This window comes from Rhodopirellula maiorica SM1 (assembly GCF_000346295.1).
Classification (GTDB): Bacteria; Planctomycetota; Planctomycetia; order Pirellulales; family Pirellulaceae; genus Novipirellula; species Novipirellula maiorica.
Genome location: NZ_ANOG01000186.1, coordinates 1 through 13,443 on the forward strand (window position 1 = coordinate 1; position 13,443 = coordinate 13,443).

General features: G+C 54.9%; 9 protein-coding genes. 6 read left to right on the plus strand and 3 right to left on the minus strand.

Features of this window, described 5'->3' with window-relative positions:
• Positions 1-4 precede the first annotated feature (4 nt).
• The 5 genes from RMSM_RS05685 (at position 5) to RMSM_RS05705 (ending at position 6,860) form a co-directional block, all read left to right on the plus strand.
• Positions 5-856: a DUF1553 domain-containing protein gene (locus RMSM_RS05685; RefSeq protein WP_081614031.1), complete on the plus strand. Its 852-nt coding sequence runs from the start codon at positions 5-7 to the stop codon at positions 854-856.
• A 181-nt stretch (positions 857-1,037) separates the two neighbouring features.
• Positions 1,038-2,477: a DUF1501 domain-containing protein gene (locus tag RMSM_RS05690; protein ID WP_008692837.1), complete on the plus strand. Its 1,440-nt coding sequence runs from the start codon at positions 1,038-1,040 to the stop codon at positions 2,475-2,477.
• Positions 2,478-2,819: 342 nt separating this feature from the next.
• Positions 2,820-4,286, plus strand: a complete 1,467-nt coding sequence (locus RMSM_RS05695; RefSeq protein ID WP_236622018.1) for an OprO/OprP family phosphate-selective porin — start codon at positions 2,820-2,822, stop codon at positions 4,284-4,286.
• Positions 4,287-4,554: 268 nt separating this feature from the next.
• A complete protein-coding gene (locus RMSM_RS05700) occupies positions 4,555-4,977 on the plus strand; it encodes a BlaI/MecI/CopY family transcriptional regulator (protein ID WP_008692840.1) in 423 nt (140 codons plus the stop codon).
• Positions 4,974-6,860 carry a M56 family metallopeptidase gene (locus RMSM_RS05705; RefSeq protein WP_008692841.1) on the plus strand — a complete coding sequence of 629 codons (1,887 nt, stop codon included), beginning with the start codon at positions 4,974-4,976 and terminating at the stop codon, positions 6,858-6,860. Before RMSM_RS05700 ends, RMSM_RS05705 begins: the two co-directional genes overlap by 4 nt.
• Before the next feature lie 438 nt (positions 6,861-7,298).
• Here RMSM_RS05705 and RMSM_RS05710 read toward each other — a convergent pair whose 3' ends face one another.
• From RMSM_RS05710 to RMSM_RS05720, 3 genes are all read right to left on the minus strand, one after another.
• On the minus strand, positions 7,299-8,366 hold the full coding sequence (locus RMSM_RS05710) for an alkaline phosphatase D family protein (RefSeq protein ID WP_008692843.1): 1,068 nt from the start codon (positions 8,364-8,366) through the stop codon (positions 7,299-7,301).
• 349 nt (positions 8,367-8,715) lie between these two features.
• Positions 8,716-10,047 (minus strand): dipeptidase, encoded by a 1,332-nt coding sequence (locus tag RMSM_RS05715; protein ID WP_008692844.1) that lies wholly within the window; start codon positions 10,045-10,047, stop codon positions 8,716-8,718.
• A gap of 167 nt (positions 10,048-10,214) precedes the next feature.
• Entirely contained in the window at positions 10,215-11,714 is a 1,500-nt protein-coding gene (locus tag RMSM_RS05720; protein ID WP_008692847.1) for a sialate O-acetylesterase, read from the minus strand.
• A 441-nt stretch (positions 11,715-12,155) separates the two neighbouring features.
• On the opposite strand from RMSM_RS05720, the gene RMSM_RS05725 reads away from it, so the two are divergent.
• Positions 12,156-13,443, plus strand: a 1,288-nt coding sequence (locus RMSM_RS05725; protein WP_144057400.1) for an acetylxylan esterase, incomplete at its 3' end; no start/stop codon positions are given.

Sequence of the window (13,443 nt, forward strand, 5' to 3'; positions counted from 1 at the left end):
ATGAATCGCATATGGCGTCCATCATTTTGGTCACGGGATCGTGGATTCGCCCGGTGATTTTGGCCGTCTGGGATCAAAACCGACACATCCTGAACTACTCGATTGGCTCGCCGATGAATTGATGCGGGGCGGTTGGAAACTCAAGCGGATGCATCGCATGATGATGCTGTCGACCACTTATACTCAGGCCTCGCACCGATCGGAGATGCTGGACCGAGTGGACCCCGATAATCGCTTGTACGCTAGGATGTCGATTCGACGATTGGAATCCGAAGCGATCCGTGATGCGATGATTGCCGCAACGAGCGTGATGACGAGCGAAATGCATGGTCCACCGGTTCCGGTAAAAGAGGACGCAGTAGGTCAAATTGTGTTGGGTCAAGAAATGCTCGATGGTGAGCGTAAACCGACAGGCAAAGAGGACGATTTCGAGGGAGTGTCGCGACGAAGCGTCTATGTTCAAGTTCGCCGCAGTCGACCGCTGGCGGTCCTGGAAACGTTTGACATCGCAACCGTGTCCCCCAACTGCACCGAGCGCAATTTTTCGAATGTTGCCCCGCAATCGCTACTGATGATGAACAGCCAATTTGCAATCGACCACGCCGAGCGTTTGGCCGATCAGATGATCCGCGAGGAAACCGAAACGTCCGATCAGATCTCGCAAGCCTGGATGCAATGCTTCGGCAGCTCGATCGAAAACACCGTCCTGGTCGAAATGATTGAGTTTGTCGAAAAGCAAACTGCGACGTTTCAATCTCGCGATTCAAAATTGTCTCCCGCTGCAGCTCACCGCTTGGCGCTGGCAAGTGCCTGCCAAGCCATGTTTAGTTCGAATGAGTTTTTGTATGTCGATTAGTCCCTCCACGATCACAACCTTGCATTGTAGTGGGACTCGCCAGAGTTCCTGGTGCTGCAACAGCAATGACGAGAATTCTGGCGAATTCCACTACTCAAGCGACACACAATGAATGCCAAAACGACTGCATTGGCGTCGCGGCGTTCCGAAATAAAAAACTCTCAATGTCTCTCGAAATGCCATGAAAACCAACGAATCGCAACAACGTTCGACTCGGCGACACTTCCTTGCATCCTCGATGATGCGGGGCGGGCCTCTCGCGTTGGCGTGCATGATGGCCCAGCGAGCGGACGCCGAACCGAAGAAGCCCAAGATGGGAACAGTTGGGTTTGATTTGACGCCCAAGGCACCGCCGCACGCTCCTCGCGCCACCGCGATGATTTCGATGTTCATGCAGGGCGGTCCGAGCCAGATCGATCTGCTCGACCCGAAACCGCTGCTCAACAAGATGCACCTGCAAAAGTTCCCAGGCAAAATCAAGTACGACAATGCGGCTCAAGCGAGCTCGAAGATTTTCGGCTCGCCCTGGAAATTCAAAAAGTACGGAGAACATGGCACCGATGTTTCCGAACTGCTACCGCACTTTTCCACGATTACTGACGAAGCCTTGGTGATCCGGTCGATGCATACGGGCGTCAACAACCATGGGCAATCGATCCATGCAATGAACGGAGGACGTCCGCTGAAGGGGCGTCCGGCACTAGGCAGCTGGTTGACGTACGCATTGGGAGCCGAGAGTCAAAGTTTGCCCGCCTACATCGCGATGACCGATCCTCAAGGATTGCCCGTCGAAGGGGTGCTGAATTGGTCCAACGGCTGGTTGCCATCGCTGTTTCAAGGAACGGTGATCCGTCCGGTCGAGCCGCGTATTTTGAATTTGCAGCCACCGACGCATTTGGATGGCGAAATTCAAGAAAACTATTTGGAGCTGTTGGCGTCACTGAACAAACGACATGCCGATCGGCGCAACGGGGAACATGAATTACAAGCACGCATCGCCAATTACGAATTGGCCGAGCGAATGCAGTTTGCCGCCGACGAGGCGACCGATCTCAGCCGCGAATCCAAATCGATGCATGAGATGTACGGAATCGATGAGCCCGAAACCAAAGAGTTCGGCGAGCGCTGCCTGATCGCTCGCCGCTTGATCGAGCGAGGCGTTCGCTTCGTTCAACTGTTTACCAAGAACCAATACTGGGACCATCACGGTGCGATCGTCAAAGGGTTGCCTGCATCGTGCGGCAAAATCGACAAGCCAGCCGCCGCACTGGTAAAAGACCTGAAGCAACGAGGACTCTTGGACACCACCATCGTCCACTGGGGCGGTGAAATGGGCCGCTTGCCGGTGATCCAAAACGAAGCCAACATCGGTCGGGATCACAACACCGACGGCTTTTCGATGTGGGTTGCTGGCGGGGGATTTCGAGCGGGCACATATGGAGCGACCGACGAATTTGGCCATCACGCGGTCGCCGATACCGTCAACCATTTCGACTATCACGCGACGCTGCTGCATCTGTTTGGAATCGATGCTGAGCATCTGACCTTTGAACAGAACGGCCGCGAGCAAACGCTGATCGACGGACAACCCGCCAAAGTCATCGAGGGGTTGCTTGCGTAAGCCTGTTTCCAGGGCTCCCGCCCTGGAACCCACTGAACTGCAGGCTCCTGGCTGCCGAGACCGGAAAACCGATGCGGATGAAGAGGAGGCGGGAGCCTCCGAAGCAGTGCGTTACCAGGCGGGAGCCTGGGAACGAGAGTTTTTTTCTGGTTTTAACGGACCACGCTGACGTTTTCGCCGAAAAATAGAAAACAGGACTGCAGAACGCGATCTCGAGTGGCGGACAGAATCGGCGATGCATGCTTGGCGTTACGATCCGGCGCCGCGCTCTAGGCAAACAAGTCCAAGCAGACAAATCCGGTGATCTGCTGTTTTCGACACGGGTCCTTGGAAACCAGTTAGATGCGGCATATGGACGGCCCTTTTGCAAATCGCGGTCGCCGCTGGCCAAACGTCACCGTCGCCATCATCGCTCTATGGACTTGTGCGTCGCCTGCCCTATCGCAGCAGGTCTCGCTGCCACCGCCCCTTGCTAGCAACCACGCAACTGATCCGCCACTTGCCGAGGCCATGCAGCGGATCGAGCAGCTTGAACAAACCGTGTTCGAACTGCAGCAACGTCAAAACGGTGGTTTGATCGAGGCCGAAGCACCAATCTGCTTTGATGCGCCGACGGCCGAGCTTCCCACTCACTATCCAATCTACGATAGCGGGTGGACGTTGCGACCGTATGACGCGGCCAAAACTCCTTTTGAGCTCACCATTGGTTTGCACAACCAGTTTCGCTACACGGGATTCAGTCGCGATGAAGCGACCACGATCGATGCGGCGGGAAACGTCAACACGATTCCCAACCGCAACGACTTTGATGTCAATCGCGGCCGCTTGGTCTTTTCCGGCTACGCCCTGGACAAAGACCTCGGATTCTACGCGAACATCGATTACAGCACGGTCGCGTCAAGTTCGATTCAACCATTGTTGGGATGGATTTCGTTTCGCCACAATGATGCCTTGACGCTGTACATGGGGCTGGGCAAAGTCCCCGGAACGTGGGAGTGGCAACAGACGTCGCGTTACACAATGGGAGCCGACCGAACCCTCGCGACCACCTTTTTCCGTCCTTCGATCACCGCCGGAATGTGGGGAATCGGCAAGCTCGGCGATTCGCTTTCCTACACCGTTTTCGTCGGAAATGGACTGAACACTTTGACGTTGCGTTCTTCGGATCTCGACACAAACTTTGTCTATTCTGCATTAGCGTGGTGGGAACCACTGGGCGAATTCGGTGTCGGTTTCTCCGACCAAGAACACCACGACAACCTAGCCATCCGTGTCGGTCACGGTTTGACGCAAACCAAGAACGACAGCACCTCAACCGATCAATCGGGCGCCGAACAAACGGTAGTGCGTTTGAGTGATGGCACTCGTCTTGTCGAGCCCAACGCACTTGCCCCCGGCGTCACCGTCAACGCCTTTGACGTCTGGCTTTACACCGCCCACCTCGGACTAAAGAAGCAGGGCTACAGCTTCAGCAGTGAGGTCTTTATGCGATGGCTGCGGAACATCGAGGGGACCGGCGGCACTTCATTAGAATCGCTGCTTGACAACGGATTCTATATCCAAGGCGGCGCGTTTGTGATCCCCAAGAAATTGGAACTGTTCGTTAGAGGTTCCGCTGTCACCGGAGACTTCGGCACCGGCAGCGAAGTGGCCGCCGGTCTGAATTGGCATCTCTTTGACAAACGATCCGCCCGATTCACTCTCGACGTGACTGACATTCGCGACTCACCCGCGGAGCAATCTCGCACGGGCTACGTCGCAGGCGAAAGCGGCACGCTGCTCCGCGCCCAGCTTTGGACCTTCTTTTAGCATTGTCGTTGATCGCGCCGCGATCAAAACGTTGAACTGCGAGAGAAGAATGATTCGTTATCGAACAAACGAAAGTCGTTGACGACATCCGCTACACCCCAACGCCTCTCTATCGATTCACCCTACGGTTGTTGCGGCGTCTCTTCGCCGACCGAGCGGAATCCGCCAACTCTCCACTTTCCTGAACTTTTCGCTTGACTTCACTTGTAGTCAGCGATAACTTGACGACAGATGTAGTCTACCGCTTTTGTCAATCAGGAAATTGCGTATGACCGATCCGCATGACAAACCTCGCACGCCAACGCTGGGACGTGTCGAGCTCGAAATCTTGCAGTTCATCGACGCAAACCACCCTGTCACAGTGCGTGAGGTGGCGACGTATTGGTTTGAAAAAACAGGCCAGGCACGCACGACCGTGCTGACCGTCATGGACCGCTTGAAGCAGAAGGGATTCCTGAGTCGCAAAAAGATCCGCAACGTCTATCACTACAGTCCCAAGCGATCAGGATCGGCAGTACTGCAAAACCTGGTCGCCGATTTTGTCCAAGGTGTTCTCGGTGGTTCAGTTGCCCCGTTTGCGGCGTACCTGAATGATGCGAAATCGATCGCGCCGGACGAATTGGCACAGCTGAAACAAATCGTCAACGATTTGGAAGCCAGTGCAAAGACCACCGCAAAGGAGCGATCATGAGCGATGGCATCACTTTCTGGTCCGATGCGATGCAGCGAACCCTGCTGCCGACAACCATCGCTGTCGCCGTGTTATGGCTGATCGAATCCAGGGCTACGTGGCTGACCCCCAAGCACCGTTCTTGGTTATGGCGTTTGGTATTTATCAAGTGTCTATTCGTGCTCTGTTTGCCATTCGCTTTGCCGCTACCCGGTTTCCTATTCAACACGCTGCGGGTTGATCCATTGCCAGGCGTAAGCGAGGTTTTCCCGATCGCACCAGTCGATGCGTCAGGGGAAAAAATGGTCCCCATCGCGGTCACCACAACGCTGCCACAAATCGACATCGCGACTCGGTTTCCGTTATCACGAGAATCGACCACTGCGACGTCGGCGGACGATGTCTTTGAAAGTGCCGCTTCGTGGCTGTTTCTAATTTGGGCGATCGGTTTAATAGGGCAATGGATTCTCTTGCTCCATCGCCACGCTGCGTTGCGATCGCAGTTACGTCGAGGCAGATCAGGCAACATTCCCAATTCGCTGCGAACGATCTACCGCGAAACCGTCGCTCGCATGGACATCCGCCACGCTCCGGCATTACAGATCAACGATCGATTTACCAGTCCGGCACTTGTCTTTAACGGACGCGTGTTACTGGTGTTTCCATCGGATTTCCAGCAGCGGCACGGTAACGAAGCTTGCCGCGCCGCGATGGCTCACGAACTGGCCCATCACCGGCGTTCGGACCTGCACTGGAATGCCCTGGTGACGCTACTCTGCGGCGTCTTGTTTTTCTTTCCGCCTCTCTGGCTGGCTCGTCGACGCTACCGTATCGCAATGGAATCCGCGTGCGATTGGGACGCCATTAGCCACGCTCGTGTCGCCCCGGCCACTTACGCTCGATTGTTGATCGAGTTGCTGGAACCACCTGTTCATACCACCTGCTCTCCCGCCATCGTGTCGATGGCGGGCAGTGAACCATTTCGCTCTCTTTCTGAAAGGCTGAAAACAATGAATCGTTTTAACGGTGCCACGCGTCGCAGTCGTGTGATGCATGCGGCTATCATGCTGCTGATGTTGTGCGTCTTGGTCCCCTGGACGCACGCCGATGAAAAATACAACGAGCAAATCACGGATACGCAATCCTCTTCGGCGACGGTCACCAGTTCCTCTTCGTCCCAAAGCTCTGGTAACGGCGAGACGCGTAGTACCAGCACGGTCACAGGAACGGCCAGCGGAAACGCTGCTGGTTCGGGGGCTGCTCATGGCAAAGCAACTTCGCTAAGAATGCGGAACGGCAAAAACGCAAAGTCGAACGAGGCCTCGAGTTCGGCCGCTGCGAATGTTGCGGGCCAGAACAAGCCAGCGAACCGTTACAGTAACCGTGATTCGCAGATCACGACATCCGATCATGCGTCATCGACGTCCAGCATCCAAATCAACGGCATCAAAATCTCACGTTCCGTCCACTCCGAAGACGGCATCACCGAGACGAAAATGGAAGTGGTCGACAAGACCCAAGAGATCACGCTACGAGAAACTAGTGACGCAGGAATCGAGGTTCGTGTGCGTGACCGAGAGCCGAACGCCGACGGCAGCGTCAACGAAAAAGTCTATACCGCGACCACATGGGAAGATTTTAGGCAGCAAGCCCCGAAACTAGCTATCAAACTCAAGCGACACGAAGGTTTGGTCGGCAAAGTGAACTCATTTATCGACATTCGCAATGGTGCAGCAACGGCGGAAGCCGTCGCCGGCGGATTCACGCCCCCGGTCGGCGTCATTCAGCTTGACGCCAAGGAAATGATGAAGGCTCAATTGCAGCAAATGCTCGACCAGCATGCGGACAATCCGCAGATGCAAAAGATGATTCGAAAGACACTCGATGGTCTCGACAAAGATTAGCGTAGAGACCCCCGATGTAGCGAAAGTCGCGAATACTTTCGTCGATATCGATAGCCCCCAAAACTCTGGGCGGCGTGTTGATTTAGTGAGCCGTGACGCGTGAGAGAACGTCCGGCTTAGGCCAGAGGCCGATACATCCTCTGCCGTGGCCGTAAGGCCACGGGACGTAGCGAATGAGCTGCAAAGGCCGGAGGCCGACACAATGGCTGTGTAAATGTGTCGGCCTCCGGCCTTGGATTTGCGGCATTCCAAACCGGTGGTTAACACCACCGGCATGAATTGTACCGGCCTCCGGCCTTAAAAAAGAACGAATGCGAGTTGTTAGAGTCACCCTAAGCCGGACGTTCTCGTGAGCGGCCGGGTCCCACGCTTTACCCGGTGCCTTACGGCCCACGGCTCACTAAATCAGCAAGCCGTTGACGAGTTTCGCGACGGGAATCACTTCGTCGGCTGCAACTCACTGAGCCGGATTGCTTTCTTGATCTGCGATGTGCCTGTCATATCGCGAATATCGATCGTTACCTCTGGATCGACCCCATTCCAATCGATCGAAATCACTCCAAAGTTCTCTTTGTGATAAGTTTGCTCAATAACGCGGAATTGGTTGCGTGTCGGCGTTCCTCGCGGATGCTTCTGATTAAAACTGCTCGAAGTGGCATCGATCAAGGGATAGGCCACATCATCGCTGACGACCGAAACTTCGGCCCAATGTCGGTCTCCACTGACGATGATCGCGCCACCAGCACTGGTGGATTGGATCAGCTGGAATAATCGTTTCCGCTCGTGCGGCAGATTGGACCACGTTTCTTGACCAGCGGCTTCGGCGACGACTTGGATCCCCGAAGCGATCACACGCACATCGGCTGGTAGTCGTAACTGCTGCTCGAGCCACTTCCATTGTGCCTCGCCCAACATCGTTTTCTCAGGATCATCGTCCGGCAGATAGGGCCCGCCAACTTGGCGAGTCCCTTTCCGTAGCGGCGAACGAAAGTAGCGAGTATCGAGCATGATGACTTGGACACGTTTACCGGGCGGCCCGAACATCTTTGCTTCGTAGACTCCCGCTTGTCGGCGCCGAGGCGAATCCGCTGGCACACCCCAGAAATCCAGAAACGCTTGTTGCGCGGCATCACGCTCGGGATAAGACGCGCCGCCATCGTTCAGCCCGTAGTCATGGTCGTCCCAGGTCGCCATGACCGGACAAGCCGACATCAATGCTTGAAATCCATTGTTCTTCGCCAGCAAATCGTACTTTGCCCGCATCACGTCGATGTCCGCCGTGTCGGCGTAGATATTGTCACCAAGAAACAGCAGCAATTCCGGCTTCGCACTCAGCATCACGGGGAAGATCGGCGTCGGGCGATCTTGTTGGATACAGGAACCAAAAACAACTCGCGAAATGACACTCTCTGATACCGAGTCGCCAGCGGGTTCCGCAGAGGATGCAACAAATGGAATGAGCGTAAACACCGTGGCGAAAAAGAGAGTTCGCGATCGCAGTAACATCGAAAGCCTATCGGTACGGGGAGGAACGGCCGGAGGGATGGACGCAGGGAAACAAGTAACCTTGTTCCATTCAAGCAAAGCAAAAGTCTGTAGACTATGTCGTTGTGGTCACCGCAGGTCGAATTTCCCATGGCAATGCATCAATGAAGGACAAACTCGAGGACCTCGCTGACCAAATGGGCATGGCGATCAATCGATGTCCGAATTGAAAAACCCCGTAGTGGGATTCGCCAGAATTCCGTTGTCGAATGGGAATTTTGGCGAAATCCACTACGGAAATAATTGAGTTGGGATTTCTGGCGAAATGCACTACGGGCATTGACTCTCTAACGTTCTGATCGCGGAGCGATCAACGACGATCCATCGATTCCTCGAGCACTCGCATTACATTTCCTCCGATCACCTTGCGAATGACCTCATCGCTGTGACCACGCTGGACGAGCCCGACTGTGTACAACGGCCAATTCGTCCATGCGATGCTCTCGTTCATTGCCGCGGTCGTTTTGAAATTATCTTTCGGCCACAACATTCGGAACTCTTCGCGTCGACGTGCTCGCTTGGGAACTTTTGCTTGCTCGGCTGCGGATGCTTGCGAGGTGTAAGAAACGTCGGTGCCAATCGCGACCGAGTCGGGACCAAACTTTTTGATCACGTAATCGATGTGATCCAGCAACGCGTTGATGTTCCCGTCACCACCAAGGTAGCGAGGAATGCAACAGATCCCGATGTAGCCGCCCGAATCCACAATCGCCTTGATCACATTGTCCGGTTTGCTGCGAAAGTGCGAATAGATCGCTTCGCATGTCGAGTGGCTTGCCACCACGGGTCGCGACGACGACTTCGCCGCTTCGAGACTCGTTTGCCATCCACTATGCGCACAATCAGGAATCACCCCAACTCGATTCATCTCCGCGATCGCACGATGGCCAAAATCGCTGAGCCCCGCGTTACTCTTTTCACCGCAACCATCGCCAATCATATTTCGACGCTGGTAGGTCAAATGCATCATCCGAATCCCCAGCTGATGGAAGATGCGGACGTAACGCAGTTCGTCTTCGACCGACAACCACTGCTGGGTCAGCGGAACACCGTTGCCAGTGAAATAGTAACAATGCCGCCCTTCCTGCTTTGCCGTTGTGACGTCACTTGGCACCGCAGCTTTGGATACAAAACCACGCATCAGATCGGTTGCGTAGGTGTGGCGTGCCAATCGCTTGATCAACCGCAGTGGGTCCTGGCCTTCCTCGCCAGCATTGTTGAACACACAAGTCACTCCGGAAGCACGCCACGCGTCTCGGAATTCTTGTTGCTCAACCGGATCGGTAACAAACCGTGTCATCGTCATCTCTTCCCGCAAATCCTTCAATTCCTCCGCTGACGCTCCCGCTTCCGCCTGAGCCGCCAATTCAGCTCCGTCGATTGCCGCGCGAGGACCAAATCCATAGGCGTCAAACACGATTGACTCGGAATGCAATCGCAATCCCCGCTCCAACTCGGCCGTCGTTGGTTTTAACAGTCCCAGTGCCACGTCACGCGATTTGTCGATCTTGGGATTCAACCGCGTGGTCAAATCGCTTACCGGGTCACGCGTTATCGATTCCGCTCCCATCGCGAGACGCGAGGAAAGCGAGAGTGTCGTGGCTGCGGCAAGCGAACCGATAAACTGGCGTCGATCAAACATTCCAAAGAACCTGCGGCGGGAAGGGGAAGGGGAAGGGGAAGGGGAAGGGGAAGTGAGGAGTGAGGAGTGAGGAGTGAGGAGTGAGGAGTGAGGAGTGAGGAGTGAGGAGAGGAGAGGAGAGGGGAGGTGGGAGGTGGGAGGGGGGAGACGGGAGACGGGAGACGGGGCTACGGGTTGGTACGGAAGGGGGTCGCGGGGAGTCCGGCTCCGTTGAATAGGTTCGTTTTCGGATCGTTGGTCCAGGCGTAACGAACCGCGGTCGGTTTGGCGACTTCGTCGCTTGATACGACGATGCTTTCCCCGTCGATCTCGGCCTCGGCAGGAACCCATGTTTCACCATCGGCGGTGATTTCGAAACCAACGATCGGTCCGCCGCTCGACTCGAGACCTTCGGCATGTTTGAAACGCACGACGACTTTGTCTCCTTGGATCTCATGCCCGTCTGGAAGCGGCCCCGAGACGGCAGCGACCTCTTGTTCATAAACCGACCCGAGTGCCCATAGCGATAGTCGACGACCGACTTCCTGCTTGTTCTTGGGATGAATGTCCTTGGTGTCGCCAATGTCGATATTGATCCCCATCCCCGTGTTGGGAACCGACAGCGTTTTCAGCATCGCTTCGCGAACCGTCGGCCAATCACGACCATTGCCCGAATAATTCGGCAACTGCGCCCAACCGAAGGGAAAGTCATAACCCCATCGTTCACGCCAATCCTGAATCAGCAGTGGCAATTGGTACTGATAGAATGGTGCTTTGGACGGAGTCGAATTTGCTTCGCCTTGGTACCAAATCGCACCTCGGATCGCATACGGAATCAGCGGTGCGATCTTGCCATTGAACAACCCGCCCACGTTGCCTTTGCGTGCTTGGACCGACGCGGGATCTCGCGGCTTTCTCGGCAGCGGTTTCCCTTCGGCTTTGGCCTTTTTAACTTGGGCCTGATAACGTTTAAGTGCCCGTTCGTAATTGGCTTTCTGTGTCTCCAAATCCACGGGCTTTCGCTCAGCAAATAGCGGTTGCAAATTTTTGTCGGCACGTTGCACGTCGGCATCGATCCATGCTTCGATTGGTGTGCCACCGACCGAGGAATTGATCAATCCTACGGGCACGTCGAGATCAGCATGGATTTCGCGACCAAAGAAAAATAGCGTTGCTGAGAATCCGCCCACCGTCTCGGACGAGCAGACTTGCCATTCCCCATTGCCAACTTTTTCGGGCGTAGCCGAACTGCCGGAGTTCTCCTTGAACATTCGGATCGTTGGAAGCGCCGCCTTCTTCTGCTCACCCGCAAAGTCGTTCGCTCGATTGACCGTCATCGCCATATTGGATTGGCCCGACCCCAGCCAAACTTCGCCGATCAAAACATCCTCGATCGTAATCTCGTTCTTACCCGAAACCTTGATCGTGGTGGGTTCGCCTGGCTTCAACGAATCGAGCTTGATTGACCAACTGCCGTCATCGCCGGTTTGAGTCGTTTTTGTCTGGCCATTGATTGCGACCTTCACTTCTTCGCCGGGTTCGGCCCATCCCCAAACCGGTACCTCGGTCTCTTGCTGCAAAACCATATGGTCCGAAAAAATCGCTGGCAGCGAGACATCCGCATAACCGAGCGATACTGGGAGCAGCGAAAATGCGAGTGCCAGCCCAAATTGTTTTTTTCGCGTCATGTCAGTTTGTTTCCAATGAAAAAGAGAGAGCAAGGGAGGGTGTCTATAGATTATGATCGAAGTTTGCGAGGGAATCACTGCGGACTGCATCCCGCAGCAAACTTCACTATACTTTAACGTCATCCGCAATGCCGTGGGTCAACCGACACGATGTGCACGGTCCATGTCGCCGAAATGGCTTGTGTCCCCGCTCCGGTGGCTTGAGTAATGGTTGATTGCCAGCAGACAGAACGGCGGGCGTGTATTAGTTCGTTCCGGAAACGACAATTAGAGTCTTGACGGCTTGTTGAATTAATCCTTTGGCAGTCAACCGAAGGCGTACTCGCATCCGTTTGCGTACGCCTATCGGCTAACGGTTAAACGAAGCATTCTAAGGTCAATCCTGCCTTTTTGCCCTCGCCCCTTCCTACCTTCACTTCCTACCCCCAAAGAAAGATCTCAATGCGTTCTCTCTCATTCGGCTTCTGCCGTCATTTTGTCTTGGCTACGTGTGCCAACCTGTGCTTGCTCGGCGGAGTCGCTGCTGCGGCGGAAACCTTCTCTCTATCTATTGTGACGGATCGCGATGACGCACTCTACAAGGTCGGCGAGGAGGCTGCGTTTCTTGTCACGCTGGAAAAGGAAGGTAAGTCGGTCGAACAAGGATCGCTGAGTTACGTTGTCGATGATTTTCTGAAAAGCGGCAAAGCCGGCGGTTACCCCCAAGGCGAAACGACACTTGGCGAATCCCCCACTCGCGTTGTAGTCAAAGGATCAAAACCTGGATTCCTGCGTTGCACCGTGACTTACAAACCGAGCGATGGAAAGCCGATCAAGGCCGCTGTGGGCGCAGGATTCTCGGTGCTTCAGATCGAACCGAGCATGCCGGTGCCTGATGATTTCGATGCCTATTGGGACGAGCAAAAACGGCTGCTGGCTGAGATCCCCGCCGACGCAAAACAAACGACGGTGGAATATAAAGACAAAACGATTGAGTGCTTTGATGTTCAAGTAGCGTGTCTCGGCGGTGCTCCGGTATCCGGATACTTTGCGAAACCAAAACAGTCCAAACCCAGCAGCCTACCTGCGATTTTGTGGGTGCACGGCGCAGGCGTTCGCAGTTCGAGTCTTGGAAACGCGGTCAAGGGTGCCAAAGCAGGCATGCTGTCGATGGACATCAATGCTCACGGTATCCCCAACGGCAAACCAAACTCGTTTTATGCAGAGCTGAGTGGCGGAGATTTGAAAAGTTACCGTTACGATGGACGTGACAATCGCGACACCAGTTATTTTCGCGGTATGTTTTTGCGTTTGGTGCGAGCGATTGATTTCCTAACGTCCCAGCCTCAGTGGAATGGCCGCGATGTCATCGTGATCGGACACAGCCAGGGTGGCGGACAATCGCTTGCCGCAGGTGGCTTGGACCCGCGAGTGACCATGATCGCGCCAGGGGTCCCGGCGATTTGTGATCACACCGGTGTCGCAGCTGGGCGCGTCAATGGATGGCCCAAGCTGGTTCCCAATTCGGCGGATGGAAAACCCGACGCCAAGGTATTAGAAGCATCACGATACGTCGATGCAGTCAATTTTGCATCACGATGTCGCGCCAAAGCGATTATGAGCGTCGGTTTCATCGATGGCGTATGTCCACCATCAAGTTGTTATGCCGCCTACAACGCGTTGCAAGGTGAAAAACGAATGATCAACGAACCGCACATGGGACATGCAGCGCCGACGCATATCCAGAATG

What these genes read in the sequence shown, in the direction of transcription:
- RMSM_RS05710 (WP_008692843.1), bottom strand. Translation starts at nt 8,366, where the DNA reads ATGTTACTGCGATCGCGAACTCTCTTTTTCGCCACGGTGTTTACGCTC.
- RMSM_RS05720 (WP_008692847.1), bottom strand. Translation starts at nt 11,714, where the DNA reads ATGACGCGAAAAAAACAATTTGGGCTGGCACTCGCATTTTCGCTGCTC.
- RMSM_RS05715 (WP_008692844.1), bottom strand. Translation starts at nt 10,047, where the DNA reads ATGTTTGATCGACGCCAGTTTATCGGTTCGCTTGCCGCAGCCACGACA.
- RMSM_RS05695 (WP_236622018.1), top strand. Translation starts at nt 2,820, where the DNA reads ATGCGGCATATGGACGGCCCTTTTGCAAATCGCGGTCGCCGCTGGCCA.
- RMSM_RS05705 (WP_008692841.1), top strand. Translation starts at nt 4,974, where the DNA reads ATGAGCGATGGCATCACTTTCTGGTCCGATGCGATGCAGCGAACCCTG.
- RMSM_RS05700 (WP_008692840.1), top strand. Translation starts at nt 4,555, where the DNA reads ATGACCGATCCGCATGACAAACCTCGCACGCCAACGCTGGGACGTGTC.
- RMSM_RS05690 (WP_008692837.1), top strand. Translation starts at nt 1,038, where the DNA reads ATGAAAACCAACGAATCGCAACAACGTTCGACTCGGCGACACTTCCTT.